This is a genomic window from Streptomyces sp. NPDC051104 (genome assembly GCF_040682835.1).
GTDB classification, from domain to species: Bacteria; Actinomycetota; Actinomycetes; order Streptomycetales; family Streptomycetaceae; genus Streptomyces; species Streptomyces cynarae.
The window spans coordinates 216,264-239,622 of sequence record NZ_JBFBBS010000004.1; the positions used below are offsets into that span (position 1 = coordinate 216,264).

Annotated in this window: 22 protein-coding genes and 6 pseudogenes; 8 read left to right on the forward strand and 20 right to left on the reverse strand. The window is 71.1% G+C overall.

The window, feature by feature from the left end; all coding sequences use genetic code 11:
- Window positions 1-2: 2 nt before the first annotated feature.
- The 3 genes and pseudogenes from AB0N14_RS09185 to AB0N14_RS09195 all read left to right on the forward strand — a co-directional run.
- The gene (locus AB0N14_RS09185; protein ID WP_366025038.1) at window positions 3-665 is read left to right on the forward strand and encodes a protein-L-isoaspartate(D-aspartate) O-methyltransferase; all 663 of its coding nucleotides are present in this window, start codon (window positions 3-5) and stop codon (window positions 663-665) included.
- A gap of 294 nt (window positions 666-959) precedes the next feature.
- A complete protein-coding gene (rho, locus tag AB0N14_RS09190) occupies window positions 960-2,096 on the forward strand; it encodes a transcription termination factor Rho (protein WP_366025039.1) in 1,137 nt (378 codons plus the stop codon).
- Window positions 2,097-2,264: 168 nt separating this feature from the next.
- Window positions 2,265-3,077, forward strand: a pseudogene (locus AB0N14_RS09195) (serine hydrolase); the annotation flags it as partial.
- Between the two features lie 35 nt (window positions 3,078-3,112).
- On the opposite strand, the gene AB0N14_RS09200 reads toward AB0N14_RS09195, so the two are convergent.
- From AB0N14_RS09200 to AB0N14_RS09270, 15 genes and pseudogenes are all read right to left on the reverse strand, one after another.
- Window positions 3,113-4,483 (reverse strand): glycosyltransferase 87 family protein, encoded by a 1,371-nt coding sequence (locus AB0N14_RS09200; RefSeq protein ID WP_366025040.1) that lies wholly within the window; start codon window positions 4,481-4,483, stop codon window positions 3,113-3,115.
- A complete protein-coding gene (gene mptB / locus AB0N14_RS09205) occupies window positions 4,480-5,868 on the reverse strand; it encodes a polyprenol phosphomannose-dependent alpha 1,6 mannosyltransferase MptB (protein WP_366025041.1) in 1,389 nt (462 codons plus the stop codon). The genes AB0N14_RS09200 and mptB overlap by 4 nt, the downstream gene beginning before the upstream one ends.
- A 122-nt stretch (window positions 5,869-5,990) precedes the next feature.
- Entirely contained in the window at window positions 5,991-6,923 is a 933-nt protein-coding gene (locus tag AB0N14_RS09210) for a glutaminase (RefSeq protein WP_366025042.1), read from the reverse strand.
- 146 nt (window positions 6,924-7,069) lie between these two features.
- A pseudogene (locus AB0N14_RS09215) lies at window positions 7,070-7,734 on the reverse strand (lyase family protein); the annotation flags it as partial.
- Window position 7,735: 1 nt separating this feature from the next.
- Window positions 7,736-8,662, reverse strand: a pseudogene (locus AB0N14_RS09220) (amino acid permease); the annotation flags it as partial.
- A complete protein-coding gene (locus tag AB0N14_RS09225; RefSeq protein WP_366025043.1) occupies window positions 8,659-9,336 on the reverse strand; it encodes a FadR/GntR family transcriptional regulator in 678 nt (225 codons plus the stop codon). The gene AB0N14_RS09225 and the pseudogene AB0N14_RS09220, both read right to left, overlap by 4 nt.
- Before the next feature lie 200 nt (window positions 9,337-9,536).
- Window positions 9,537-10,370, reverse strand: coding sequence for an undecaprenyl-diphosphate phosphatase (locus AB0N14_RS09230; protein ID WP_366025044.1), 834 nt, complete (start codon window positions 10,368-10,370; stop codon window positions 9,537-9,539).
- Between the two features lie 85 nt (window positions 10,371-10,455).
- Window positions 10,456-10,830, reverse strand: coding sequence for a fluoride efflux transporter CrcB (crcB, locus tag AB0N14_RS09235; RefSeq protein ID WP_366025045.1), 375 nt, complete (start codon window positions 10,828-10,830; stop codon window positions 10,456-10,458).
- Complete coding sequence (locus AB0N14_RS09240; protein WP_366025046.1) at window positions 10,827-11,198, reverse strand: DUF190 domain-containing protein; 372 nt, start codon at window positions 11,196-11,198, stop codon at window positions 10,827-10,829. The genes crcB (AB0N14_RS09235) and AB0N14_RS09240 overlap by 4 nt, the downstream gene beginning before the upstream one ends.
- A gap of 34 nt (window positions 11,199-11,232) precedes the next feature.
- Window positions 11,233-11,709 carry a fluoride efflux transporter CrcB gene (gene crcB / locus AB0N14_RS09245; protein ID WP_366025047.1) on the reverse strand — a complete coding sequence of 159 codons (477 nt, stop codon included), beginning with the start codon at window positions 11,707-11,709 and terminating at the stop codon, window positions 11,233-11,235.
- Between the two features lie 178 nt (window positions 11,710-11,887).
- Window positions 11,888-12,853 carry an SMP-30/gluconolactonase/LRE family protein gene (locus AB0N14_RS09250; protein ID WP_366025048.1) on the reverse strand — a complete coding sequence of 322 codons (966 nt, stop codon included), beginning with the start codon at window positions 12,851-12,853 and terminating at the stop codon, window positions 11,888-11,890.
- A 117-nt stretch (window positions 12,854-12,970) separates the two neighbouring features.
- Window positions 12,971-13,213 (reverse strand): annotated as a pseudogene (locus tag AB0N14_RS09255) (hypothetical protein); the annotation flags it as partial.
- Window positions 13,214-13,321: 108 nt separating this feature from the next.
- Window positions 13,322-13,633, reverse strand: coding sequence for a hypothetical protein (locus tag AB0N14_RS09260; RefSeq protein WP_366025049.1), 312 nt, complete (start codon window positions 13,631-13,633; stop codon window positions 13,322-13,324).
- 35 nt (window positions 13,634-13,668) lie between these two features.
- Window positions 13,669-13,935, reverse strand: coding sequence for a hypothetical protein (locus AB0N14_RS09265; RefSeq protein WP_366025050.1), 267 nt, complete (start codon window positions 13,933-13,935; stop codon window positions 13,669-13,671).
- Window positions 13,936-14,114: 179 nt separating this feature from the next.
- Window positions 14,115-14,723 carry a YdeI/OmpD-associated family protein gene (locus AB0N14_RS09270; protein ID WP_366025051.1) on the reverse strand — a complete coding sequence of 203 codons (609 nt, stop codon included), beginning with the start codon at window positions 14,721-14,723 and terminating at the stop codon, window positions 14,115-14,117.
- A gap of 260 nt (window positions 14,724-14,983) precedes the next feature.
- On the opposite strand from AB0N14_RS09270, the pseudogene AB0N14_RS09275 reads away from it, so the two are divergent.
- From AB0N14_RS09275 to AB0N14_RS09295, 5 genes and pseudogenes are all read left to right on the forward strand, one after another.
- Window positions 14,984-15,529 (forward strand): annotated as a pseudogene (locus tag AB0N14_RS09275) (helix-turn-helix domain-containing protein); the annotation flags it as partial.
- A gap of 181 nt (window positions 15,530-15,710) precedes the next feature.
- Window positions 15,711-15,836 (forward strand): annotated as a pseudogene (locus AB0N14_RS09280) (LacI family transcriptional regulator); the annotation flags it as partial.
- A 151-nt stretch (window positions 15,837-15,987) separates the two neighbouring features.
- Complete coding sequence (locus AB0N14_RS09285; RefSeq protein ID WP_366025151.1) at window positions 15,988-16,338, forward strand: VOC family protein; 351 nt, start codon at window positions 15,988-15,990, stop codon at window positions 16,336-16,338.
- An 80-nt stretch (window positions 16,339-16,418) separates the two neighbouring features.
- Window positions 16,419-16,826 carry a MarR family transcriptional regulator gene (locus tag AB0N14_RS09290; RefSeq protein ID WP_366025052.1) on the forward strand — a complete coding sequence of 136 codons (408 nt, stop codon included), beginning with the start codon at window positions 16,419-16,421 and terminating at the stop codon, window positions 16,824-16,826.
- A gap of 143 nt (window positions 16,827-16,969) precedes the next feature.
- Window positions 16,970-17,161: a hypothetical protein gene (locus AB0N14_RS09295; RefSeq protein ID WP_366025053.1), complete on the forward strand. Its 192-nt coding sequence runs from the start codon at window positions 16,970-16,972 to the stop codon at window positions 17,159-17,161.
- Window positions 17,162-17,211: 50 nt separating this feature from the next.
- On the opposite strand, the gene AB0N14_RS09300 is transcribed toward AB0N14_RS09295, so the two are convergent.
- From AB0N14_RS09300 to AB0N14_RS09320, 5 genes are all read right to left on the reverse strand, one after another.
- On the reverse strand, window positions 17,212-18,297 hold the full coding sequence (locus AB0N14_RS09300) for a hypothetical protein (RefSeq protein ID WP_366025054.1): 1,086 nt from the start codon (window positions 18,295-18,297) through the stop codon (window positions 17,212-17,214).
- A gap of 94 nt (window positions 18,298-18,391) precedes the next feature.
- Complete coding sequence (locus AB0N14_RS09305; RefSeq protein ID WP_366025055.1) at window positions 18,392-18,793, reverse strand: SseB family protein; 402 nt, start codon at window positions 18,791-18,793, stop codon at window positions 18,392-18,394.
- A gap of 183 nt (window positions 18,794-18,976) precedes the next feature.
- Window positions 18,977-19,531, reverse strand: a complete 555-nt coding sequence (locus tag AB0N14_RS09310) for a cysteine hydrolase (protein WP_366025056.1) — start codon at window positions 19,529-19,531, stop codon at window positions 18,977-18,979.
- On the reverse strand, window positions 19,528-21,024 hold the full coding sequence (locus tag AB0N14_RS09315) for a cytosine permease (RefSeq protein ID WP_366025057.1): 1,497 nt from the start codon (window positions 21,022-21,024) through the stop codon (window positions 19,528-19,530). Before AB0N14_RS09315 ends, AB0N14_RS09310 begins: the two co-directional genes overlap by 4 nt.
- A gap of 430 nt (window positions 21,025-21,454) precedes the next feature.
- On the reverse strand, window positions 21,455-23,269 hold the full coding sequence (locus tag AB0N14_RS09320) for an alkaline phosphatase family protein (protein ID WP_366025058.1): 1,815 nt from the start codon (window positions 23,267-23,269) through the stop codon (window positions 21,455-21,457).
- Window positions 23,270-23,359 lie beyond the last annotated feature (90 nt).

Here is a 23,359-nt window from a genome sequence, read left to right on the forward strand (position 1 = left end):
CCGTGCACTCCGTACCCAGCAGCCCCGAAGATCTCGTGCGGGCTCTTCGATCCGCCGGGATCAGGGACGAGCGGCTGCTGGAGGCCGTGCGGACGACGCCCCGGGCCCGGTTCGTCCCCGCCGCTCAGGCGGCCGCCGCATACCGGGACTCGCCCGTCCCGATCGGGCAGGGGCAGGTCACCACACAGCCGTCGCTGTCCGCCGTGATGATCGAGAGCCTTGAGCTGAGCGGAAGCGAGCACGTCCTCGAGGTCGGTACCGGTCTCGGCTTCCAGACCGCGCTGCTCGCCCGGCTGGCCGGCGACGTGGTCAGCGTCGAGATGCGGCCGGACATCGCCCGGCAGGCGCGCGGCAATCTGGCCGGGCAGGGCGTGCAGAACGTGGAGCTGCGGGTCGGTGACGGCAGCGGCGGTGTGCCGGACCGCGCCCCGTACGACGCGGTGATCGTCTCGGCCGCGTTCCCGGAGGTGCCCGAGCCGCTGGTCGCGCAGCTACGGCCGTCCGGCCGTCTCGTGCAGCCGGTCGGGCCGGGCGGGCGCGAACAGGTGGTGTGCTTCGTGCGCACCGCGTCCGGGTTGCGGCAGTGGCGGATCGTGACCGCGGCCTGCTTCGTCCGGCTGCTCGGGCGGTACGGCTTTCCGCTGGACGACACGGATGTCACCTGAGCGCGGAACAGACCGCGCCCCGTCCGTGTTCTCCCCAGCAGGACCGCTGAGTGCTACAGTGCGGTGAGCACTTGTGTACGCCCTGTCCGGGGCGCCGGTGCCCGTTTCTCCCCGTTCGCCGTTCCGCCCGTCGTTGCGGACCGGCGCATCGGCTTTCCGACACCACCTCGTCAGGCAGTGCGTCGTACGCCGTACCCGAGGTGCCGTTCCTCGCCGTGGCGAGGCGTGATCATGCCGCCTCCCGGCCCCTCTCCCCTTCCCTTCCTCCTTCCTTCCGTTCCTGAAAGGCCCTCCATGACCACCACACTCGAACACCCCCCGATCCAGCAGGAGCGAACGCCCCAGACCGTCACCGGAGTCCTCGACATCGACGCCGGTGGGAAGGGGCATCTGCGTGCCGCAAGCTGCCTCGCCTCGCCCGCAGACCTCCCCGTCTCGCCCGCCCTGATCCGCCGTCACGGGCTGCGCAAGGGCGACAGCCTCGCCGGCACCCGTACCGGGCGCTCCCTCACCGAGGTCGAGCTGGTCAACGGCCGGCCCCCGGAGGAACTGCGCGGCCGTCCGCACTTCCGCGACCTCACCCCGCTGCACCCGCGTGAGCGGCTGCGGCTCGAGCACCCGGCGTCGGGCCTGGGCGGACGCGTGATGGACCTTCTCTCGCCCGTCGGCAAGGGCCAGCGCGGGCTGGTCGTCGCCCCGCCCAAGACCGGCAAGACCGTGCTGCTCCAGCAGATCGCCGCGGCCGTCGCCGGCAACCACCCCGAGTGCCACCTGATGGTGGTGCTGCTCGACGAGCGGCCCGAGGAGGTCACCGACATGCGGCGCTCAGTGCGGGGTGAAGTGTTCGCCTCCACGTTCGACCGCACGCCGAAGCAGCACATCGCGCTCGCGGAAATGGTCGTCGAGCGTGCCAAGCGGCTGGTCGAGCAGGGTCAGGACGTCGTCGTCCTGCTGGATTCGCTGACCCGGCTGTGCCGGGCCCACAACAACGCTGCCTCCTCCGGTGGCCGCACCCTCAGCGGCGGTGTCGACGCATCCGCCCTGCACGGCCCGAAGCGCTTCTTCGGCGCCGCCCGTCTGGCCGAGGAGGGCGGCTCGCTCACCATCCTGGCCACCGCCCTGGTCGAGACCGGCTCCCGGGCCGACGAGTTCTTCTTCGAGGAGCTGAAGAGCACCGGCAACATGGAGCTGCGGCTCGACCGTGCCCTGGCCGCCCGCCGGATCCACCCGGCCGTCGACATCCCCGCGTCCGGCACCCGGCGTGAGGAACTCCTGCTGCCCCCGGCCGGGGTGGCGGCCGTACGGGGACTGCGGCGCGCCCTGCAGTCACAGGGGCAGCCCGCCGTGGAGACCCTGCTGGAGCGGTTGCGGGCGACGCCCGACAACGCGGCGTTCCTGCGCCAGGTCCAGCCCACACTGCCGGCCGGCTGATCCGTCCGACCGGACAGGCTCCGGCGTCAGGCATCCGGGTGCACGATCCCCCCACTCGGCTCACGCCGACCGGGCGGACGGGCGCTCATTGTTCCTACGGTGTCCGGTATGAGCATCGGATTCTCCTCTCGCGCCCTCCTCTCCTGCTGCGCTCTCGGCGCGGTCGGCATGTCGGCCCTCGCGCCGCTGCCCGCCACCGCTCTGACGGGCACCGGCGTCGGCGCTCCCGGGCCCGCCGCGTCGCAGTCGTCGCTCCTGTACGGGCCCGGCACTCAGGTGCGGCCACGCGTGGGAGCCCCCGAGGTGCCGTATGTGTCGGCGCTGTCGTGGCTGGTGGCCGACGCCGACACCGGCGATGTGCTCGCCGCGCACGACGCGCACCGTCCGCTGCCGCCCGCGAGCACCCTCAAGACGCTGTTCGCGCTCACCGTGCTGCCGGCGCTGCCCGCCGGCACCCGGCACACCGTCAGGCAGCGAGAGCTGGCGGGCATCGGACCCGGCAGCAGTCTCGTCGGGATCAAGGAGGGCCTCACTTACCGGGTGAGCGACCTGTGGAAGGGGGTCTTCCTGCACTCCGGCAACGACGCGGTGCATGTGCTGGCCGCGCTCAACGGCGGCGTGGAGACCACGGTCCGCCGGATGCAGGCCAAGGCCCGGCAACTGGGCGCCTTCGACACCCAGGTGGTCTCGCCGGACGGCTACGACGCCCCCGGGCAGGTGTCGTCGGCGTACGACCTCGCGGTGTTCGGGAGGTCCGGGCTGCGCAATCCGGACTTCGCCCGGTACTGCTCCCTGGCGGAGTCGACGTTCCCCGGCGACGGCGCGTCGTACGGGATCCGCAACACCAACCGGCTGCTGACCGGCGCCGACGGCGTCGAACGCTACCCGGGGCTGATCGGCATCAAGAACGGCTACACCAGCAAGGCGGGCAACACCCTCATGGCCGCGGCCCGCCACGGTGGACGCACCCTCGTGGTGACGGTGATGAACCCTCAGGAGGGCGGCGGGCTCACGGTCTACGAGGAGGCCCGCTCGCTGCTCGACTGGGGCTTCGACGCCGCCGGGCGGGTCGCGCCGGTCGGCTCGCTGCTGCCCGAGGGCTCGGGCGTGGCGCGCTCCGGTCCCACCGCGCTGCCGACGACGACCCCCCGCAAGGAGGACGAAGACCCCTCCGACTGGCCGGAGGCGGCGACACTGGCGGGCGCCGTCGGTCTGGGGACGGGCGCGGCGGTCGCGCTGGCGCTGCGGCTGCTGGGCAGACGGCCGGAGCGGGACTGACCGACCGGCAGCCCGAGCAGCAGGCCGAGGGTGATCCATGTGTAGGTGTTGCTGCCGAGGAAGCCGTCGATCCCGGACGCGTCGTTGAACCACAGCCACACCACGCTGGTGCACAGCACCGCGTACAGGGCGGCCGCGGTCCGCAGCCGGCGTGCGTGCACCAGCACCGCGAACGAGGGCAGCAGCCATACCAGATGGTGCACCCAGGTGATCGGGGAGATCAGGCAGGCGATGAGCCCCGTGAGGGCGAAGGCGGCCCGCCAGTCCCCGGCGCGCAGCGCCCGGTGCGTGCGCCACGCCCACACCGCGAGGACCACGACGACGGCCAGCGCCCAGGCGGCCCGGCTCGGGTCGTCCGGCGCCGCGAGCCGGGCGAGGACACCCTGCAGGGACTGGTTGGAGACGTAGTCGAGGCGGCCGACGCGGGTGGTGTCCCAGAGGGCGCTGGTCCAGTAGAAGCGGGAGGCGTCCGGCGCCGCCCACGCCGCGAGCAGGGTGGCGGCCCCTGCGACGGCGGTGGCGACGGCGGCGGCCCGCCACCTGCGGGCGAGCAGCAGCAGAGCGATGAACACCGCCGGGGTGAGCTTGACGGCCGCCGCGAGTCCGACACCGGCCCCCGCCCAGCGCCCGCGCCCGGTGGACAGCAGCCAGGCGTCGGCGAGCACGAGCGCCAGGAGCAGGAGGTTGACCTGCCCGAAGCTGAAGGTGTCCCGGACGGGTTCGAACAGGGCCAGCGCGCAGGCGGCCAGGCCCCAGCCGAACCAGCCGTAGCGGCCCAGCTCCCGGCCGACGAGGATCCGCACCACGGCGGCGAGGGCCGCCAGGTTGAACAGCAGAGCGAGCGCGATCGCCGTGTGCAGGCCGACGAACGCCATCGGCAGCATGCACAGCGCGGCGAACGGCGGATAGGTGAAGCCGTACGTCGTGCCCGGCACCCGGTAGTCGTAGACGTGGCCGCCGTAGTGGATCCAGGCGTTCACGGTCCCGTAGTAGACCTTCAGGTCGAACCAGCCGCGCAGCAGCGGCACGGTGGCGGTGAAGACGGTCACTGCGGCGGCGAGGCCGAGGACGAGGGCGAGCCGTCCCTTCTCGGTGCGAGGTGTTCTCACGCGGTCCGTCCCAGCACGAATGCCTGGGCCGCTTGGTGCGCCTGCCACAGCACGACCACGGCGAGCAGGCCGCCGGAGACGGCCAGCACCACCTGGGCGAGGTCGGGCGGGCCGCCGCTCGGCAGCACGGCGAGCGCGAGGACGGCGGTGGCGGCGGCCACCCGGTGGCGTACCAAGGTGCTGGGGGCCGCTGCGGCGATGAGGAACAGTCCCCACAGGGCGTACCAGGGGCGGATGGCCGGGCCGAGGACGGCGACGACGGCGAGGCTCAGGCCGAGCGCGTAGACCGGGGCGGGCCGCAGCTTCACCCAGATGACCAGCACGGTGATGGCGGTCGCGGCGACGCCGACCGCGTGCCAGGCCGGTTCCGCGAGGGGCGCGAGGTCGCTGCCGAGACCGTCGAGCATCCGGCCCGTGACCCGGCCGAGGACGCTGGTGGGTGACCAGTTGTGCGGGGAGACGGGTGTCTTCAGGGCCGCTATCCAGCCGTACCCGGTGCCGGCGACGGCGGTGGCCGCGGCGGTGGTGGCGAGCGCGACCACCGCGGTCGTCGCCGTCGCCCGGGCGACGCCGACGTGCCGGCGCAGCGCGATCACGGCGAGCAGGCCGAGCGCGGCGGGGGCCTTGACCAGGGCGGCGAGCGTGACCAGGACGACGCCGAGGACGTGCAGCCGGCCGCGGGCGGCGAGCAGGCCCATGCCCAGCAGGCCGAGCATGATGGCATCGTTGTGGGCGCCGGCGACCAGGTGCAGCAGGACGAGCGGGTTGAGGGCGCCGAGCCACAGCGCGGCGGCCGGGTCGGCGCCGCAGTGCCTGGCGAGCCGTGGCAGCGTGAACGCCATCAGGGCCACGCCGAGCAGCGCGACCAGCCGCATGCCGAGCAGCCCGGCCGGCAGTTCGCCGCGGGTCAGTCCGGACAGCGCGGAGGCGACGACGAGGAAGACCGGACCGTAGGGGGCCGCGGTGTCCCGCCACACCGGAGCCACCTCGTCCGCCAGCGGACCGCCGAGCTGGGCGGGCCCGTAGGCGTAGACGTCGAGGTGGGCGTGGACCATGGCGCCCTGGGCGAGGTAGCTGTAGACGTCCCGGCTGAACAGCGGCGGAGCCAGCAGCAGCGGCGCCGCCCAGGTGGCGAGGACGAGCAGCAGGGCCCGCGGCGTCGGCGGTTCGGGGCCGCGGATCACCCGGCCGAGCAGTGCCCAGGCGGCGATCAGCAGGACGACACCGAAGTACACCCCCACCAGCCCGAGCGCGGCGCGCCCGGACTCCGGGGAGACCAGATCCTCGACCGGCAGGGCCCCGGCGGTCTCACCGCCCAGCGCGAGAAAGGCGGTACCGGCCAGACCGAGCGCCTGGCAGCGGCGGAGATCGACGGGGAAAGCCATGGCCAACACTCGGGAAGCGTGTCAACACCGGGTGGCCGGAAAGCAACGTCCGTCTCTCGCGCGGGCGGCCTGCTTGTGACCGCCGCGTGATCGACGGGCCCATGGGGGCACGGAAGTCCCGGTCAGAACACGGACAACCCGGTCAGCGTGGTGAAGCGGTCGAGTGCCGCGACACCCGCGACGGAGTTGCCGCGCTCGTCGAGGCCGGGGCTCCATACGCACAGGGTGCAGCGGCCGGGCACGACCGCGATGATGCCGCCGCCGACGCCGCTCTTGCCGGGCAGGCCGACCCGGTAGGCGAAGTCGCCCGCCGCGTCGTACGTGCCGCAGGTCAGCATCACCGCGTTGACCTGCTTGGCCTGGCTGCGGGTCAGCAGCCGGGTGCCCTCGGCGCGGACGCCGTGCCGGGCCAGGAAGCCCGTGGCGAGGGCGAGGTCGGCGCAGGACGCGGTGAGGGAGCACTGCCGGAAGTACTGCTCGAGCAGCACCGGCACGGGGTTGCCGATGTTGCCGTAGGACGCCATGAAATGGGCGAGGGCGGCGTTGCGGTCGCCGTGCGCGGCCTCGGAGGCCGCGACCTCCGTATCGAAGGAGAGGCCGGGGTTGCCGCTCTCGGCGCGCAGGAAGTCGAGCAGGGTGCCGGCCGCGTCACCCGTACGGGTGTGCAGCCGGTCGGTGACGACGAGGGCGCCCGCGTTGATGAAGGGATTGCGCGGGATGCCGTTCTCGTACTCCAGTTGGACCAGCGAGTTGAACGGGTTGCCGGACGGCTCCCGGCCCACGTGCTCCCACAGCGCGTCGCCCTCGCGGGCGAGGTCGAGGGCGAGGGTGAAGACCTTGGTGATGGACTGGGTGGAGAACGGCTCCCGCCACTCCCCCACCCCGTACACCGTGCCGTCCAGTTCGGCGACGGCCATGCCGAAGCGGCGCGGGTCCAGGGCGGCGAGCGCCGGTATGTAGTCGGCGGCCCGGCCGCGACCGGGGCGGTGCTCCATCTCTTCGGCGATACGTTCCAGCACGGGCTGGAAGTTCAACGACGGGGCCATGGTCACCATCGTGCCGCCCCCTGCGACGGACCGCTCACCTGACGTGCCTCGTGATCACGCGTTGGATCCTATGACGCGGCCGCGGCTGCTCCACCCGGCGGGACGGCAGCCACGGCCGCCGTCCCCAGGTGCGTGCTCCCTGCTCACCGGGAAGGTCAGACCTCCGGGGAGCCGCTGCCCGCGACCACCTCGGGCCGCAGCAGGGCCTGCAGCCGCTCGGCGGGCAACAGGCCCTTCTCCAGGACGAGTTCGGCGACGCCGCGCCCGGTGGTCAGGGCCTCCTTGGCGATGCCGGTGACCGCCTCGTAGCCGATGTACGGGTTGAGTGCGGTGACCAGGCCGATGGAGTTCTCCACGGCCGCCCGCAGTTCCTTCTCGTTGGCCGTGATCCCGGCGACGCACCGCTCGGCGAGGGTGAGGCAGGCGCGCTCCAGGTGGGTGATGCTCTCGGAGAGGGAGTGCAGGATGACCGGCTCGAAGGCGTTGAGCTGGAGCTGTCCCGCCTCGGCGGCCATGGTGATGGTGACGTCGTTGCCGATCACCTCGAAGGCGACCTGGTTGACGACCTCGGGGATCACCGGGTTGACCTTGCCGGGCATGATGCTCGAACCGGCCTGCACCGGCGGCAGGTTGATCTCGTTCAGGCCCGCGCGCGGCCCGGACGACAGCAGGCGCAGGTCGTTAGGCCGTGCACCGCGTACACGGTCGCGATCTTGACGGCGGTCGGGTAGACGTCGTTGGTCGACTGGCCGAGATTCACGTCCTCGTTGGGGTGCAGGTGCCGGTACTCGCCCTTGGCGTGCCCCAGCAGTTCCAGCGATCACGCCGCCGGCTGCCGGAACGCCGATGTGGGACAGGACCGTGACGAGGAAGGGGCTCTCGCCGGCGGAGTTACTTGTTCCAGGGCAGCAGCATCGAGAGCAGGACGACCGAGCCGACGTAGAACAGGCCGACGCGCCACATGATCGAGTTGATCGCCCTCGGCATGATCTTCTCGGGGTTTTCGGTCTCGCCCGCGGCGACGCCGACCAGCTCCACGGAGGCGTAGGCGAAGACGACGCCCTGGATGATCAGCAGCATCGGCAGCACGCCGTTGGGGAAGACACCGCCGTGGTCGGTGATCAGGGACGGACCGGGGGTGCTGCCGTCGACGTTGTGCTGGGTGACCAGCAGGAAGATGGCGATCGCCATGAAGACCACGAGGGCGCCGACCTTGACGATGGCGAACCAGAACTCCAGTTCGCCGAAGATCCTCACCGAGATCAGGTTCACCGTGAGGACCACGGCCAGGGCTATGAGCGCGATCACCCACTGCGGGATGTCGGAGAACATGCCCCAGTAGTGGGTGTAGGTGGCCACGGCGGTGATGTCGGCTACGCCGGTGGTCGCCCAGTTGAGGAAGTACATCCAGCCCGCGGTGTACGCGCCCTTCTCGCCGAGGAATTCACGGGCGTACGACACGAAGGCGCCGGACGACGGCCGGTACAGGACGAGTTCGCCGAGCGCGCGCACCACCAGGAAGGCGAAGACACCGCAGATCGCGTACGCGACGAAGAGGGAGGGGCCGGCGTCGGCGAGGCGGCCGCCGGCGCCGAGGAAGAGGCCGGTGCCGATGGCCCCGCCGATGGCGATCATGTTGACGTGCCGGGACTTCAGGGACTTGCTGTAGCCCTGCTGTAGCCCGCGTCTCCTGCGTCGACGTGACCGGACGATGGGCGCGTCTCTTCTTTGAGGTGCTGTTCGCTCACGCCTCTGGTCCGCCTTCCGTGGGGAGATCCGTGCGCCGGGGGCGCAGGATGTCGGTGAGGGTCGTCTCGACGCGGTCGATGTGGTGGGCCATGGCCGCCACCGCGTCGTCTTCGGAACCGTCGATCGGCGCCTCGACGATCGCCCGGTGCTCCCGGTTGGACTGCTCGCGCCGGCCGCCCAGCTCGTTGAGGAAGGCCGACTGACGCGCCAGTGCGTCGCGGATCTCCTCGATGACCCGGCGGAAGACCGGGTTCTGGGCGGCCTCGGCCACGGCGAGGTGGAAGAGGGTGTCCATCGCGACCCACGCGGTGGTGTCCGTCTCCCGCTCCATCCGGTCCATCAGATGGGCCAGGTGGTCCAGGTTCTCCGGGGTGCCGCGCAGCGCCGCGTACCCGGCGACCGGGATCTCGATGTGCCGGCGCACCTCCAGCAGGTCGCTCGCCGCGTAGTCGCCGAAGGTCGGGTCCTCGACCGCGTTGGCGACGACGAAGGTGCCCTTGCCGGTCCGCGAGACGGTCAGCCCCATGGTCTGCAGGGCCCGCAGGGCCTCGCGCAGCACGGGGCGGCTGACCTCGAGGGTGCGGCACAGCTCGGCCTCGGAGGGGAGCTTGTCACCGATCGCGTACTCGCCGCGCTCGAGGGCGCCGCGGAGGTGGGTGAGGACCGCTTCCATAGCGCTGACGCGCCGCGGTCCCGAACCACCTGTCTGGCTGTCTGACAGGTTCGCGGGGGTTGATCCTCCGGGTAACCGGACGGGACTGTCAAGGGGCGGAGTAAGGAAACTTTCAGGGGGCCGGGGCGCCTGAATACCGGCTTCCCGACCCCCTATGATCTGCGATGATCAGCTCGTGGGCTGCTTCCAGGACGGCCCGGTCAGCTGAGCACGCCGGTCGCGAGCAGTCCGAGGAGCGCCACGCCGACAACGATCCGGTAGATCACGAAGGCGTTGAAGGAGTGCCTGGCGACGAACTTCAGCAGCCACGCGATCGAGGCGTACGCGACCACGAACGAGACGACCGTGCCGACGGCGAGCGGCGCGGCGCCCACCCCCGTGCCCAGGGCGTCCTTCAGCTCGTAGAGGCCGGCGCCGGTGAGGGCCGGGATGCCGAGGAAGAAGGAGAGGCGGGTGGCGGCCACCCGGTCGAGGTCGAGGATGAGCGCGGTCGACATGGTGGCGCCGGAGCGGGAGAAGCCCGGGAAGAGCAGGGCGAGGATCTGCGAGCTGCCGACCAGCATCGCGTCCCTGAACGAGGTGTCGTCCTCGCCGCGCTTGTGCCGGCCCATCTGGTCCGCGCACCACATCACGCCGCTGCCGACGATCAGCGAGCCGGCCACCACCCACAGCGAGGCGAGCGGCCCGTCGATGAGCGGCTTGGCGGCCAGGCCGACCAGGACGATCGGGATCGTCGCGGCGATGACCCACCAGGCGAACTTGTAGTCGTGGTGGTACCGCTCCTGCTTGTTGAACAGGCCCCGGAACCAGGCGGAGACGATCCGCACGATGTCCTTGAGGAAGTACAGGAGCACGGCCGCGATCGCGCCGACCTGGATGACGGCCGAGAAACCGACGACGGCCTGGTCGTCGACGGGGATCCCCATCAGCCCCTCGGTGATCTTGAGATGGCCCGTCGAGGACACAGGGAGGAATTCGGTCAATCCCTCGACGACTCCGAGGACGGCGGCCTGACCGACGTTGATGACGCTCATGGGATCCAGTTCTGAGGAGTTGGTCGACAGTTCTGTAGACGGTGGTGCTGAGGAATTTGTACTACGCGCCGGTGGCGGCCACCGACTAGGGCCACACGGCCTGGGCGAGCGAAACCCCGGCAAAAGCCGCACCGAGGCCCGCTGTCACGCTCGCGACGACGTTGAGGGCAGCGCAGAACCCCGCGCCGGTCTCGGTAAGCCGCAGTGTCTCGTACGAGAACGTCGAGTATGTGGTCAGCGCCCCGCACAGGCCCGTGCCGAGCAGGAGCTGCAGGTGCGGCGAGGCATGGCCGGCCGCGGCGGCGCCGGTCAGCAGGCCGAGGACGAGGCAGCCCGTGACGTTGACCACCAGGGTGCCCCAGGGAAAGACCGTGTCGTGCTTGAGCTGCACCGCGCGGTCGGTGAGGTAGCGCAGGGGTGCGCCGACCACGGCACCGAGGATCACCAGCAGCCAATTCACAACGTGTTCTCACCTTTCCCTCGTCCGGTGCCCCCGCGTCCGGCGTACCGGACGACTTCGCAGTCGTCGAGCGTCACGAGTCCTTCTGTGACGAGTTCGTCGAGCTGGGGCAGGAAGGCACGGACGTGTTCCTCCGTGTCGACGATCACGACGGCGACGGGCAGGTCCTCGCTCAGCGACAGCAGCCTCGAGGTGTGGATCAGCGACGAGGCGCCGAAGCCTTCGATGCCGCGGAAGACGCTCGCGCCCGCGAGACCCGCGGCATGCGCGCGGTGCACGATCTCGCTGTAGAGGGGCTTGTGGTGCCATGTGTCGTGCTCGCCGATGAAGACGGTCAGCCTGAGGGCCCTGCCGGTCAGTCGTGTCATGGCCGCCTCCGCGGGCGCCGGTCGGTGGTGTCGTTCATCGCTGCCGCCACGCCATGACGCGACGGACGGCCGTCATCGCGAGCCAGACCGAGGCGAGGGCCCCGAGGAGCGTCGCGAACAGGTACGCGAGTGCGGTGCGCGGATGGCCCGCGTCGACCAGCCTCTGGATGTCGACGGCGTACGTCGAGAAGGTGGTGAAGCCGCCGAGCACGCCGGTGCCGAAGAAGGGCCGCACCAGCCGGTGGGCCGCCCACACATCGATGATCACGACCATGAAGACGCCGATCACGGCACAGCCGACGACGTTGACACCGAAGGTGGTCCAGGGGAAACCCCCGGTCCGTGCCGGCCACAGCAGCGAGGCACCGTAGCGGGCCGTGGCACCGATGCCACCGCCGAGGGCGACGACCGCGACGACCGGGCCCTGTCCGTGCCAGGGCGACGGCCGCCGCACCGGCTCGGGCGATGCGGCACCGGTCGTGTCGGCGCTCTTGGGGTGCGGGACTGACATGGACGTACTTCTCCTACTCGCCGGGGCCCTGCCGGACGGGCACGCTCATCGCAAGTAGGGACCGTTGGCGGCGGCACTGCCGCGGTTCGGGTGCGGCGGGCCCCGCCGCCGCGCCGCGGGACATGATCGCGGCCGGGGAACAGGTTACCTCCGGGCGCGGCGGCCCCGCACACCCGAGTCAGCCGGTGTCGTCGGGCAGCTCGCACACGGCGACGCCGCGTTCCCGGACGCTGCCGAGGACCAGCCGGCCGTCGGCGACGCAGGCGCTGGTGGACATGCGGAAGCCGGAGGGACGGTGGACGAGATGCCGCCCGACCCGGCCGTCGTCGTCGACCGCGAGGACGCCGGCCATGGCCGCCGGGCGGTACGGGGCCCGCACCGCGAGCCGGGCGGCGGCGCGACGCACGGACGGGGCGGCGCGGTGCAGCATGTCCAGGGCGGGGACGTGCGGTCCGGCGAGGGCCACCCAGATCGGACCGTCGCGTCCTTCGCGCCAGAGGTTGTCCGGCAGGCCCGGGAGGTCCTCGGCGAAGGGTTCGGCGTGGCCGGAGCGCGGTCCGGTCAGCCAGTAGCGGGTGAGGCGGCGGGCCCCGGTCTCGGCGACGACGAGGAAGGACTCGTCCTCGGCCGGGGCGAGACCGTTGGCGAACTGCAGCCCCTCCACGAGCACCTCGGGTTCCCCGGCGCCGGGAGCGAGGCGCAGCAGCCGTCCCGTCCCGGTGTGCTCGGCGATGTCGCCGATCCACTGCTCGAAGGGGTAGCGGCGGCTGGACACGGTGAAGCAGACCGTGCCGTCGGACAGGGCGACGACGTTGCTGCAGAACCGCAGGGGCTCCCCCGCCACCGAGTCGGCCAGCACGCGTACGGTGCCGTCGTCGAGGGCGACGCGCAGCAGTCCGCGGTGCGCGTCGCACACCAACAGGTCGCCGTCGGCAAGGAGTTCGAGGCCGAGGGGACGACCTCCCGTCGCGGTGAGCACCTCGACGCGGGTACGGGCCGGGTCGGCGAGCCCGTCGAGCCGCAGAATGCGGCCGTCCTCCACACCGGTGAGCACCCGCCCGCGCCGGTCGACGACGACGTCCTCGGGCCCCCGGCCGCCGATGGCGACGTAGCCGAGCGGAACAAGAGCCGTGGGACGGTCCATGCGTGCCTGCCCTTCACTTCGAAGACGTTCATCCTCGCAGCGGGTACCCGGATGCGCCCGCTCCCTTTCGGACTCGTGCGCGACCGTGCCGTCCGCTCCCACGCGCACAACCGTAGGTCAGGACGTCACGCCCGCCGTTCTCCGTGCCCTGCCGTGCAACGTCAGATAGAAGAGCTGCAGGGACTCCTCGGGGCCGCCCACCTCGAGGCGGTTGAGAACCTTGCCGAGGGGGTTCCAGACCCGCCCGTCCGGCATGCGTACGCCGACCGACTGCCCGAAGTAGGCGCGCTGCTCGGCGTCGAAGTCCACTCACACCGCCCCCGCGCGGCGCACGAGCACCTCACCGACGTACGCGCCCAACGCTAACCCCGGCTGTTCAGCGGAATTGGGTGAGCTGACGCCCTGACAGCAGAAAGGTGCCGCTGGCCTGCAAGGATGCGAGTGTCGAGGTCGTATCCGGTGCAGAAGTCAGGACACCTTTCTGGTGGCCGAGCGTACAGGGTGGGACCGTGGGCTGTCCGCCTTTCCGATTTCCGGGTTGTCGTTCATCAGCTGCGCGATCTTGCCCGTTGCATCATCCGTGTCGAACGCGTCCCAGATCTCCTTCGCCTCGTTCAGGGCGACCCGCCGGTCACTGTCACTCAGCAGAGTGTTGCCGCTCTTGCGGTCCGCTTCGAGCAGCTTCTGGAGCTGCCGGAGCGAACCGGCGGCGTCTGCCAGGTGCCACAGTTTCTTGGTCGGCTGGCCGGTCTTGAGCTCGTTGACAACGGCCTCGCTCACCTTTCCGGTCCCGACGGCAGGAACGCTACCGGGCTTTATGTGTAGATTTCTTCGGTGAGCACCTTCTGCAGGTCGGGGTTCTGAACCGAGGGGGCGACGGCCGCCATCGGGCATGGCCCGATGAAGCCCGGCGTCCCGCAGCCACCGGTGGGCTGCGGAGTACTGCTGCCAGCGGGGTCCGGCGCGGGCATGTGGCCGTCGAACTCGCCGAAGTTCACCGGGTTGCCGCCGGTGAACGCGTACCGGTTACCGGTGTACGGGTCGGCCCCGAGACTGATGTCGGAGAGGGCGCCGTTGTACATGTCCCGGGTGGTGAGGCGGTTCAGACCCGGGTCATAGTGGGTCTTCGATCTTGAGCGGTGCGCCTGCTCAGGGCCTCTGACGTTTCGTTACGCTCAGCGACGGCGGTTGGTGGCTGCTGCCGGGGCCGCAGGCGCGCCGGGAGTCCAGGGCAGCACACGGCCACGGTCCCTCTCCGTGACTACGGGTGCAGCTTCTCGCCCTTCGCCAGCATCGCTACGTACTTCTCGATCCGGCGCGCCCGGGTCTCGGTCTTCTTGGCGTCTTGGATCCGGTACAGGATCGCGTAGCGGTTCTGCCGGTCCAGTGTCTCGAAGAACTCCGCCGCGGCCGGGTCGGCGGTCAGGGCCGCCGTGAGGTCGTCCGGCACCATGGCGGTCTTCGCGCCGTCGTAGGCCGCTTCCCAGCGGCCGTCTGCCTTGGCGCGGTCGACCTCGGCCTGTCCCGGCGGATGCATCCGGCCCTGCTCGATCAGGGCGGCCACCTTGTCCCGGTTGGCCTTGGACCACTTGCTGCGCGGCTTGCGCGGGGTGAACCGCTGGAGCCACCACTGGTCGTCGAACTTGGCCTTCTGGCCGTCGATCCAGCCGTAGCAGAGTGCCACGTCGAGCGCCTGGGCGTAGTCCAGCGCGGCGATTTCAGGGCCCTTCTTGCGAAGCTTGAGCCAGATGCCCGGCGAGACGGCGTGATTCTCACCGAGCCATGCCTGGAATGCCTCGGCGGATTCGAATGCGACGATCTCCAAGTCCTGAGTCACCCCAGCAGCGAACCACACCCGGCCGATTGTCATGACGCATTCGGGCACGACCCCGGATGCAGGATGCCCGTGGACCTGCGTGATCATCTCTGTTCTCGACGCAGAACGATCATGCAGGAGCCACGGGCTTGGTCAACGATACGACGTTGCTGCTCGACCTCGACGGGGTGTCCGTCGCGCGGGTTGAGCGGCTGGCCGACGGAAGGCGCCGAGTTCACCTGGTCACGTCCGACGAGACAGCCAGAGCCTGCCCGGCCTGCGGGGTGTTCGCCACCCGGGTTAAGGGCTCGGCGGTGACCCGGCCACGCGATCTCCCTCACTGCGAGAGCGAATTGGAGTTCCGCTGGCACGAGCGCCGCCGGTGGTACCGCGAGGCCGGCTGCCCTCGCCGGTCCTTCACCGAGCAGATCCCGCAGATCCCGGCCGGTGCCAGACTGACCGCCCGGCTGCGGGATACGGCCGGGCGCCGCATACGGGATGCCGGCTCCACGGTCATCCAGGCCGCACGGGATCTGCATCTGTCCTGGCCGACCGTGATGGAAGCCTTCCGCACGCAGGCCCTCGACGTCACCGAGGCACCTCTGCCGCAGGTCACAGTCCTGGGCATCGACGAGACCCGCCGCGGACGGCCGAGCTGGGAACAGGATGCGGAGACCGGCAAGTGGCGCCTGACCCGGGACCGGTGGCACACCGGCTTCGTCGACGCCCTCGGCCACGGCGGACTGCTCGGACAAGTCGAGGGCCGCACCGTCGCCGACGTCCTGGCCTGGCTCGCCACCACCAGCCTGGACTGGAGAAGGGGCATCGGCTACGTCGCCATCGACATGTCGGCCACCTACCGCGCCGCGATGCGTATCGGCCTGGCGCACGCCACTGTCGTGGTCGACGACTTCCACGTTGGTCCAGCTCGCCAACAAGATGCTGTCCATGGTCAGGCGCCGCACCACCGCCGAGACCCGCGGCCGGCGCGGACGGGCGAGCGACCCGGAGTGGAAGGCCAGACGGCGGCTTCTGCGCAACCGCGAGGACCTGCCTTGGGACCGGATCAGCAACGAGATGGTCCGCGTCCTGCTGGCGCAGATCGGCGGCGCGGACCCGGCGGCGGTGATCCTGCCGACGGAACTGGTGCAACGCGAGTCGACGTGACCTCACGATCGCACGGGTGCGTCGCTCGCCACCGGGCCGTCGGCGTTCCCGTGCGACCGATCAGTTTTGGAGAAGCCGTACGCCACTCCCCCTCCGTAGCGTGAGAGCACCGGCGAACGACGTCGGCCCGCCCAACGCCAAGGAGCACACCATGACCACGGGCCTGCAGACCATCATCTACCCCGTCAAGGACCTGGCCGCGGCCAAGTCGATGTTCAGCGCCCTGCTGGGGACGGAGCCGTACGTGGACGAGTCCTACTACGTGGGGTTCCGGGTCGCCGGGCAGGACGTCGGGCTGGACCCGAACGGGCACGCCAAGGGCCTGACCGGGCCGGTGCCGTTCTGGCACGTGTCCGACATCAAGGCCCGGCTCGGGGCGCTGGTGGACGCCGGGGCCGAGGTGCTGCAGGACCTCCAGGACGTCGGCGGCGGCAGGCTGATCGCCTCGGTGAAGGACGCGGACGGCAACCTCGTGGGCCTCCTCCAGGACCCGGCCGCGTAGGGTTTCGCCCTCCGTGAAGTGCTTGCACGCACACTAGTTGCAATGTAAACAAACGGGGGCTTTTCTGTTACCGTGCGGGTATGGCAGTGAAGACGGCCGACTCCCGGCTCGAGGAACAGTGGCGGGACATCCTGTCGGTGCACGCGCGCACCATGTGCGAGATCGACCGTGTGCTCCACCCCCACGGCCTCGGCGCCAGCGACTTCGAGGTCCTCGACGTCCTCGCCGCCGAGACGCCCGACCACGGCGACCAGTGCCGGGTGCAGAACATCGCCGGGCGTGTCCATCTGAGCCAGAGCGCGCTGTCCCGGCTGATCGGGCGGCTGGAGAAGGACGGCCTGGTGCGGCGCTCGGTGTGCGAGGAGGACCGGCGCGGCGTCTGGGTCGCCCTGACCGAGAAGGGCCGCGCGCTGCACGCCGTGGTGCTGCCGCTGCAACGCGAGGTCCTCGCCCGCACGCTGACGTCCTGGCCCGGCCGACCCGCCTGACCCGGCGGCACGGGGTTGTCAGCCCGGCGCACCGGCGGCCCCGGCATCATGCGCGCGATCGCATGCGTGGCCGCTCCGTGTGAACCTGGTGGTGCAGGCGCCGCGGCGCGCACGACATGGGCCAGGACAACCGGAGGGACGTCATGGAACAGGTCGGAGACAAGCCGGAAGAGGTACGCAGGCATCTCGAGGAGGAGCAGCAGCAGTTCGAGGAGCAGCAGCCGTCACGAAGCGGGGTCCGGCCGGAGGACGAGGTTGGACGGACGGTCACCGACGAGGAGGCCGAGCAGACGGCCGCTGACGACGCCCCCGACGTCTCCGGCAGGGGTGCCTAGCGCCTGTCTTTCGGATCGGGCCGGCCCGCCAGGCCCTGGACCAGCTGTGCTCACCCCGTCGCGGGCCGCCGGTCCACCGGGCGGCGCGGCGGGATCTGGGGGCAGTCGAAGTCGCGGGGACCGCTCCACAGCGCGGGTACGGCGTCGCAGCGGCGGCACAGTTCGTATGCGATCGCCTCGTAGTTGACCCGCCAGCCCTGGAAGTGCGGCCAGGCCTCCCGCGCCGTCCGCTCGGCCGTGAAGCCCGTCGCCTCCAGCATCGCAACGGCCGCATCGAACTCCGTGAAGGTGAGGTGGATCGGGGCGTCGGGTGCCGGGTCGGCCTCGAACGGGAAGCGCAGCGAGCGGGCGATGTCGCGCAGGGCGGTGAACCCGGCCCGGAGTACCAGCCGGGCCTCCGGTGGCGCGGCGCGCGGCGCGAGGGAGAGCTGCATCGCAGCCGCGTCCATCACGGCGAGCATCCCGACCAGCCAGTTCCGGTACGGGCCCGGCGAGCGGAACGAGATCAGCACCGGGTAGGTGGAGTGGCTCTCGCCGATGTCGGCGGCCAGCCGCTCCCACGCACGGTACAGCTCGGGCAGCGCGGTCTCCGTTTCGACGAGCCACTGACGGGCCAGGATCTCCGGGCCCCAGGCGGGCTCGCCGGCCCGGGACTGCAGCAGGGTGACCTCGAGTTCACGGCGGTTGTAGGCGGCGTACAGGGTGGGCAGGTAGGCGATCTGCAGGGCGATGAGCACGGGCCCGGTGGCCGCCGCGACGAAGTCCAGCACGGACAGCCGCAGCCGCATACCGCTGGCGAAGCCGAGCGTGAACAGGCTGGAGCCCGCCTCACGGAACGCATTGCTCCAGCTCAGCGTCGACACGGAGTACAGAATCAGGCCGTAACCCACGAGCGCCCCACCGAGCCAGATGGCGAGCATGCCCATCAGGATCAGCGGGGCGAGCCAGGTCTGCGCCCGGTCGATGTCCTCGTAGCGGCCGCTCGGCGCGGCCAGCCGCAGCACCCGCCGCAGTGCCCACCACAGCCGGTACACGAGGATCGAGTACAGCCCGCGGGGCACCACGAGAGTACGCACGATGCTGGAGAGCACGGCCACCAGGACCAGGGCGCCGGCGACGCCGGAGATCCACCTCATGCGGTCATTGTGGACCGCGCGGCCCGGCCCGCCTCGGCACAGGCGGCTCAGGGCGTCGGGGCCGCCACCCCCGACGCCGCCGTGCGCGTCAGCCCTACGGCCGGGCCAGCAGGTGACGCACCCCGTCCGAATTGAGGGTCAGACCGTGCGGGGAGGCCGCGTCGATGGTCAGGGTGAGATCGCCGGTGGGCCACTGGGACGCGAGCGCGCCGAGCGGCACCAGGCGGTAGCGGGAGACGAACGGCAGCAGGTCCGCCATCTCCGTCTCCGAGGTGAACACCGGCACGGTCTGTTCGCCGTCCGGCTGCTCCAGGACGGGCAGCGCGACGGTGTTCGGGTTGTTGGCTTCCTCCTCGCCGGCGTCGTCCGGCACGGGGACGAGCACATCGCTCCCGGCCAGCGTGTCCAGCGCCTCCTCGTCCCCGGCATCCACCGCAAGGGTGTCCAGTGCCGCCTGGGCCGCGGTCGGGTGGTGGTTCTTGTCCGGAGTGTCCATGGCAATCCCCAGGTAGGTGCGGGCGGGACGCCCCGGAACCAGTGGCTCCGGGCGCACTCCCGCCCACGTACCCATCCCGCGCCGGGCCATGCATGCCGCACGGGTCAGGGGTCGGCAAGGTCAGGGGCAGGCAGGGGCACGACTGACGCGGGGGCCGGGGGCGGCCGTCGTGCGGGACGCCTGTCAGGCCCGCCGCTCCGCAAGCAGTTCCCCGGTGGTGACCACCCGGATCAGCGGACGGTACAGGTCCATCACGCCCAGCGCCCGGTCGTGGGCGGTGTCGTCGGCTCCCGCGCAGGCGTCGGCGACCACCAGCACCTCGACTCCGGCGTCCGCGGCGGCAAGAGCCGTGGACAGCACGCAGCAGTCGGTGCTGACACCGGCCAGCACCAGACGGCCTTCGGCCCCGACACGCCCGGCCAGTTCGGGCGTCCACTTGCCGAACGTGGCCGCGTCCACCACGTGCCGCGCCACGGCGGCGAAGTCGTCGGCCAGCCGCCACAGCGAGGCGTGAGGCGGTTGCAGGGCGAAGGGCCACTGCTCGTAGTACGCCCGCCAGGCGCCCTCGGGTGTCCGGGGTGCCAGGAAGCGGGTGAAGGTGACGCGTTCCCCGAAGGCGGGCAGCAGGCGCCGTACGCCGTCCGCCGCCTCCCGGAAAAGGGGGGCGGCCCAGGGGCTCGCGGGATCGGCGAAGACGCGCTGCATGTCGATCACGGCGAGCAGGTCGGCGGCGGTCATGCGATCGGTGCGCCTTCGTTCGTCGTCCGGCCCGTGGCCTCCTGCTCCTGCCGGTGCACACGCCCGCGGCCGAGGACGAGCATGCCGACGAAGCCCACCGCGAGGGCCGCCAGAACGCCGAGGTTGGCGTACGCCCAGGCGCCCGACGTGCCGCCGAGGCCTAGCGGGCCGAGGAGATAGCCCTGCCAGTCCAGCCAGCTCGCGGCGGTGTTCGTCACCAGGCCCCAGCCGATCGCCGTGGCGGCGAGGGTCAGCAGCAGGGGTGTGAGCGGGATGTCGCCGTAGCGGCCGCGCGGGCGGTAGAGGTCGTCCTCGTCGTAGTCGCGGCGACGCAGGACCAGGTCGGCGAGCATGATGCCGCACCAGGCCGCGATGGGGACGCCGAGCGTCGTCAGGAAACCCATGAACGGGCCGAGGAAGTCGCCGGCGAAGAAGACGATGTAGACCGAGCCCGCGATCATCAGGACGCCGTCGACCAACGCGGCCAGGGGGCGGGGAATCCGCAGCCCGGCGGAGAGCAGCGCCAGGCCCGACGAGTAGATGTCCAGCACCGCGCCGCCCACCAGGCCGAGCACCGCGACCACCGCGAACGGGACCAGGAACCAGGTCGGCAGGATCGTGGTCAGCGCTCCGATCGGGTCGGCGGCGACGGCCTTGCTGAGGGTGTCGGACGAGCCCGCCAGCAGCAGCCCGAAGACCAGCAGGAGCACGGGGGCGACCGAGGCGCCGAAGGTGGTCCAGCCGATCACGCCACGGCTCGAGGAGCTGCGCGGCAGATAACGGGAGTAGTCCGCGGCCGCGTTGACCCAGCCGAGCCCGAAGCCGGTCATCATGAAGACCAGGGCGCCGATGAACTCCTGGGTGGAGCCGGCCGGATGGGCACTGACCGTGTGCCAGTGGATGTGCTCGGCGACGAGGGCGATGTAGACGACGGTGAGCACGCCCGTGACCACGGTGATCACGGTCTGCAGGCGCATGATCAGGTCGAAGCCCATGACGCCGCCGACGACGGTCAGCGCGCCGACCAGGACGAGCGCCGCCACCTTGGTCCCGGTGCCGCCGCCCCAGCCGAGCCGTCCGAAGACGGTGGCGGTGGCCAGGGTGGCGAGTGCGGTCAGGACCGTCTCCCAGCCGACGGTGAGCACCCAGGAGATCACCGACGGCAGCCGGTTGCCGCGCACTCCGTACGCGGCGCGGCTGAGCACCATCGTCGGGGCCGAGCCTCGCTTGCCCGCGACCGCTATGAAACCGCAGAGCAGGAAGGAGAACACGATCCCGATCGCCCCGGCTGCCAGCGCCTGCCAGAAGGAGATCCCGAAGCCGAGCGCGAAGGCGCCGTAACTGAGTCCCAGGACGGAGACGTTGGCCCCGAACCACGGCCAGAACAGCGTCCGCGGAGTGCCCTTTCGCTCGGCGTCGCCGATCACGTCGAGGCCGTGCGGCTCCACCTGGAACTGCCGTCCCCCGGGTCTGCTGTCGGAGGAGTCCGTCATCGTCGACCTGCCTGTCTGGACGCGTTCGCCGCAGGCCCGGTCGGTCCGGGCCGGCGTCCAGGGTAAGGGGTCCTTGCACTATGAGCGCCCGATGAGGTCGCGTGGTCCGGTGCCGTGCATCGCAAGGCGCCGGAGAGCCCTCGGTGGGGGTCCCCCTGCTCGAGCGAAGCCGAGAGCTCGGGGGAGGAGCTACCAGGGCTTTCCGGCAACGCGGCGAGGTGCGGTGCCAGGACGCGCGACCCGGGCGGGCATAGTGCAAGGACCCCTAAGCGCGCGCCACGCACGGTTCACCCGGCCCTGCCGGCTTCCTCGTGGCACCGGCGGGGCCCCTCGAGCGACTGGTGGAGATACTCGGCCACCGTGGCCGGTAGAAATGGGCGGTGGCCCCGGGATCGCCGGGGCCACCGCTCATGTGTGCGCGTGTGCCGGATCAGGCGCCGACGCGCTCCCTGCGGCGCAGGGTGAGGAAGGTGCCGGTGGCACCGGCCGCGACGAGGGCGCCCGCCGCGATGCCCACCGGGAGGGCGGGGAACGACGAGGCGTCCGTGCTGGCGGCCGTGTTCTGCATCGCCGGGCCGGGGGTGATGCTGGTGGCGACGGCCTTCACCGGGTGGATCGGGCCGACCGACTGCACCGAGCCGTCCGTGTTCAGCAGCACCTGCTTGTTGTTGGGGTGCCGGAAGTCGAACATGCCCTCGAGGGAGCCGGCGGTGGCGTCGAAGGAGTGGTCACCGATGCCACCTATGTGCCAGTTGTCCTCGATGAAGCGGGTGATCGAGGCCTGGTCGGTCAGCGTGTGGTCGACCTGGTTGACCTTGCTGTACGGGGAGACCACGAGCAGCGGCTGACGGGTACCGGGGCCGCAGCGGTCCTGGTAGCCGCCGGACGCGGCCGGCCCCGCCTGACAGGCCGGGCTGTCGGTGGCCTTGCCGTTGGAGCCGGTCGAGGTGTCCGTGGAGCCGTTGCGGGGCTTGGCGTAGGCGTGGTCGTACCAGCCGTCGGAGTCGTCGTAGGCGATGACGACCGCGGTGGACTTCCACTGCGGCGACTTCTGGATCGCGTTGATCTCGTTGACCAGGAAGTGCTGCTCGTCGATCGGGTCCGAGTAGCCGGCGTGGCCGTCCTGGTACTCGCCGGCCTTGAGGAAGCTGACCGCCGGCAGCTTGCCCGCCTTCAGGGCCGCGTCGAAGTCGGTCAGGTCGTAGTTGTGGTTCGCCTGGCCGTTGTGGCCGATCTCCTCGACGCTCTTGGGCGGCAGGTGGTGCGGGTTGGACGTCGACTTGTAGTACTCGAACGGCGAGTGGTGCGGGCTGTAGTCGACGACCGCGGCTCCGCCGACGTTGGTGTGCGTGGTGTCGCACTTGGCGTAGTGGCCCTGCTGGCCGTCCCACGCGGTGGAGGGCCGGAAGCCGCCCTGGAACCAACCCCAGCTGACATTCTTGGAGTTGAGCAGGTCACCGATGTTCTGGCCCTGCATCGCGGCCAGCGCGTTCTTGCTGGTGTGGTCCTTGCCGGAGCAGTCGTCGTAGGCCGGGTCCGGGTCGTTGATGACCGTGCCGACACCCTTGGCGTCCGGCGACTGGACGGTGTACGAGTCCGGCGTCGAGGTCTGCTTGGGGTTCTCGGTGCCCGTGGTGGGGTCCACGGAGATGACGCCGTGCGTCTGGCCGGAGACCAGGTTGAGCGCGCCGGGGGTGGACGGGCCGTAGACCGAGCTGTAGGAACGGTCGTTGAGGGCGTAGTGCTGAGCGTAGTTCCACAGCCCGGTGACGGTGTTGCCGTCGTAGTAGTCCATGACCAGGCCCGGCTCGCCGAACAGGGTGCCGGAGCACTTGCCGGAGTCGGTGTTCTGGACGAACTGGTCGTTCTTGCCGCCGTTGTACGCGTACTGCTCGGGCCCGTAGGCGTGGTTCTGGTCGCAGGTCATGGCCTGGGACGGGGTGAGCCGCTTGGGCGCGTACTGGTTCGGGTTCTGCGTCAGCAGCCCGGCGTGCGCCAGGGTGTCGATGTCCTTCGGGGTCTTCTTCGACGCCGTGAACTTCGTGCCGTCCGTGTTGGCGGCCTTCGGGTAGGTCGCGAAGTAGTGGTCGAAGGAGATGTTCTCGTCGAAGAGGACGACCACGTGCTTGATGGGCGTGGCCGTCGAGGAGTGGCTCCCCTGGCCGTCCGCCGCCGCCCAGGCGGGCGCGCCGGCCCCCAGGGCCGTGAGCGCGGCGGCGCCCGCGAGCGCGCCGAGGCTCCTCATTGTTGCTCTTCTACCTCTGCTGGCCATGCTGGTTCACCTTCCGGGCACGAACGTGATTGCGCCATACGGTCAGGGATGCTCTGCCGAACG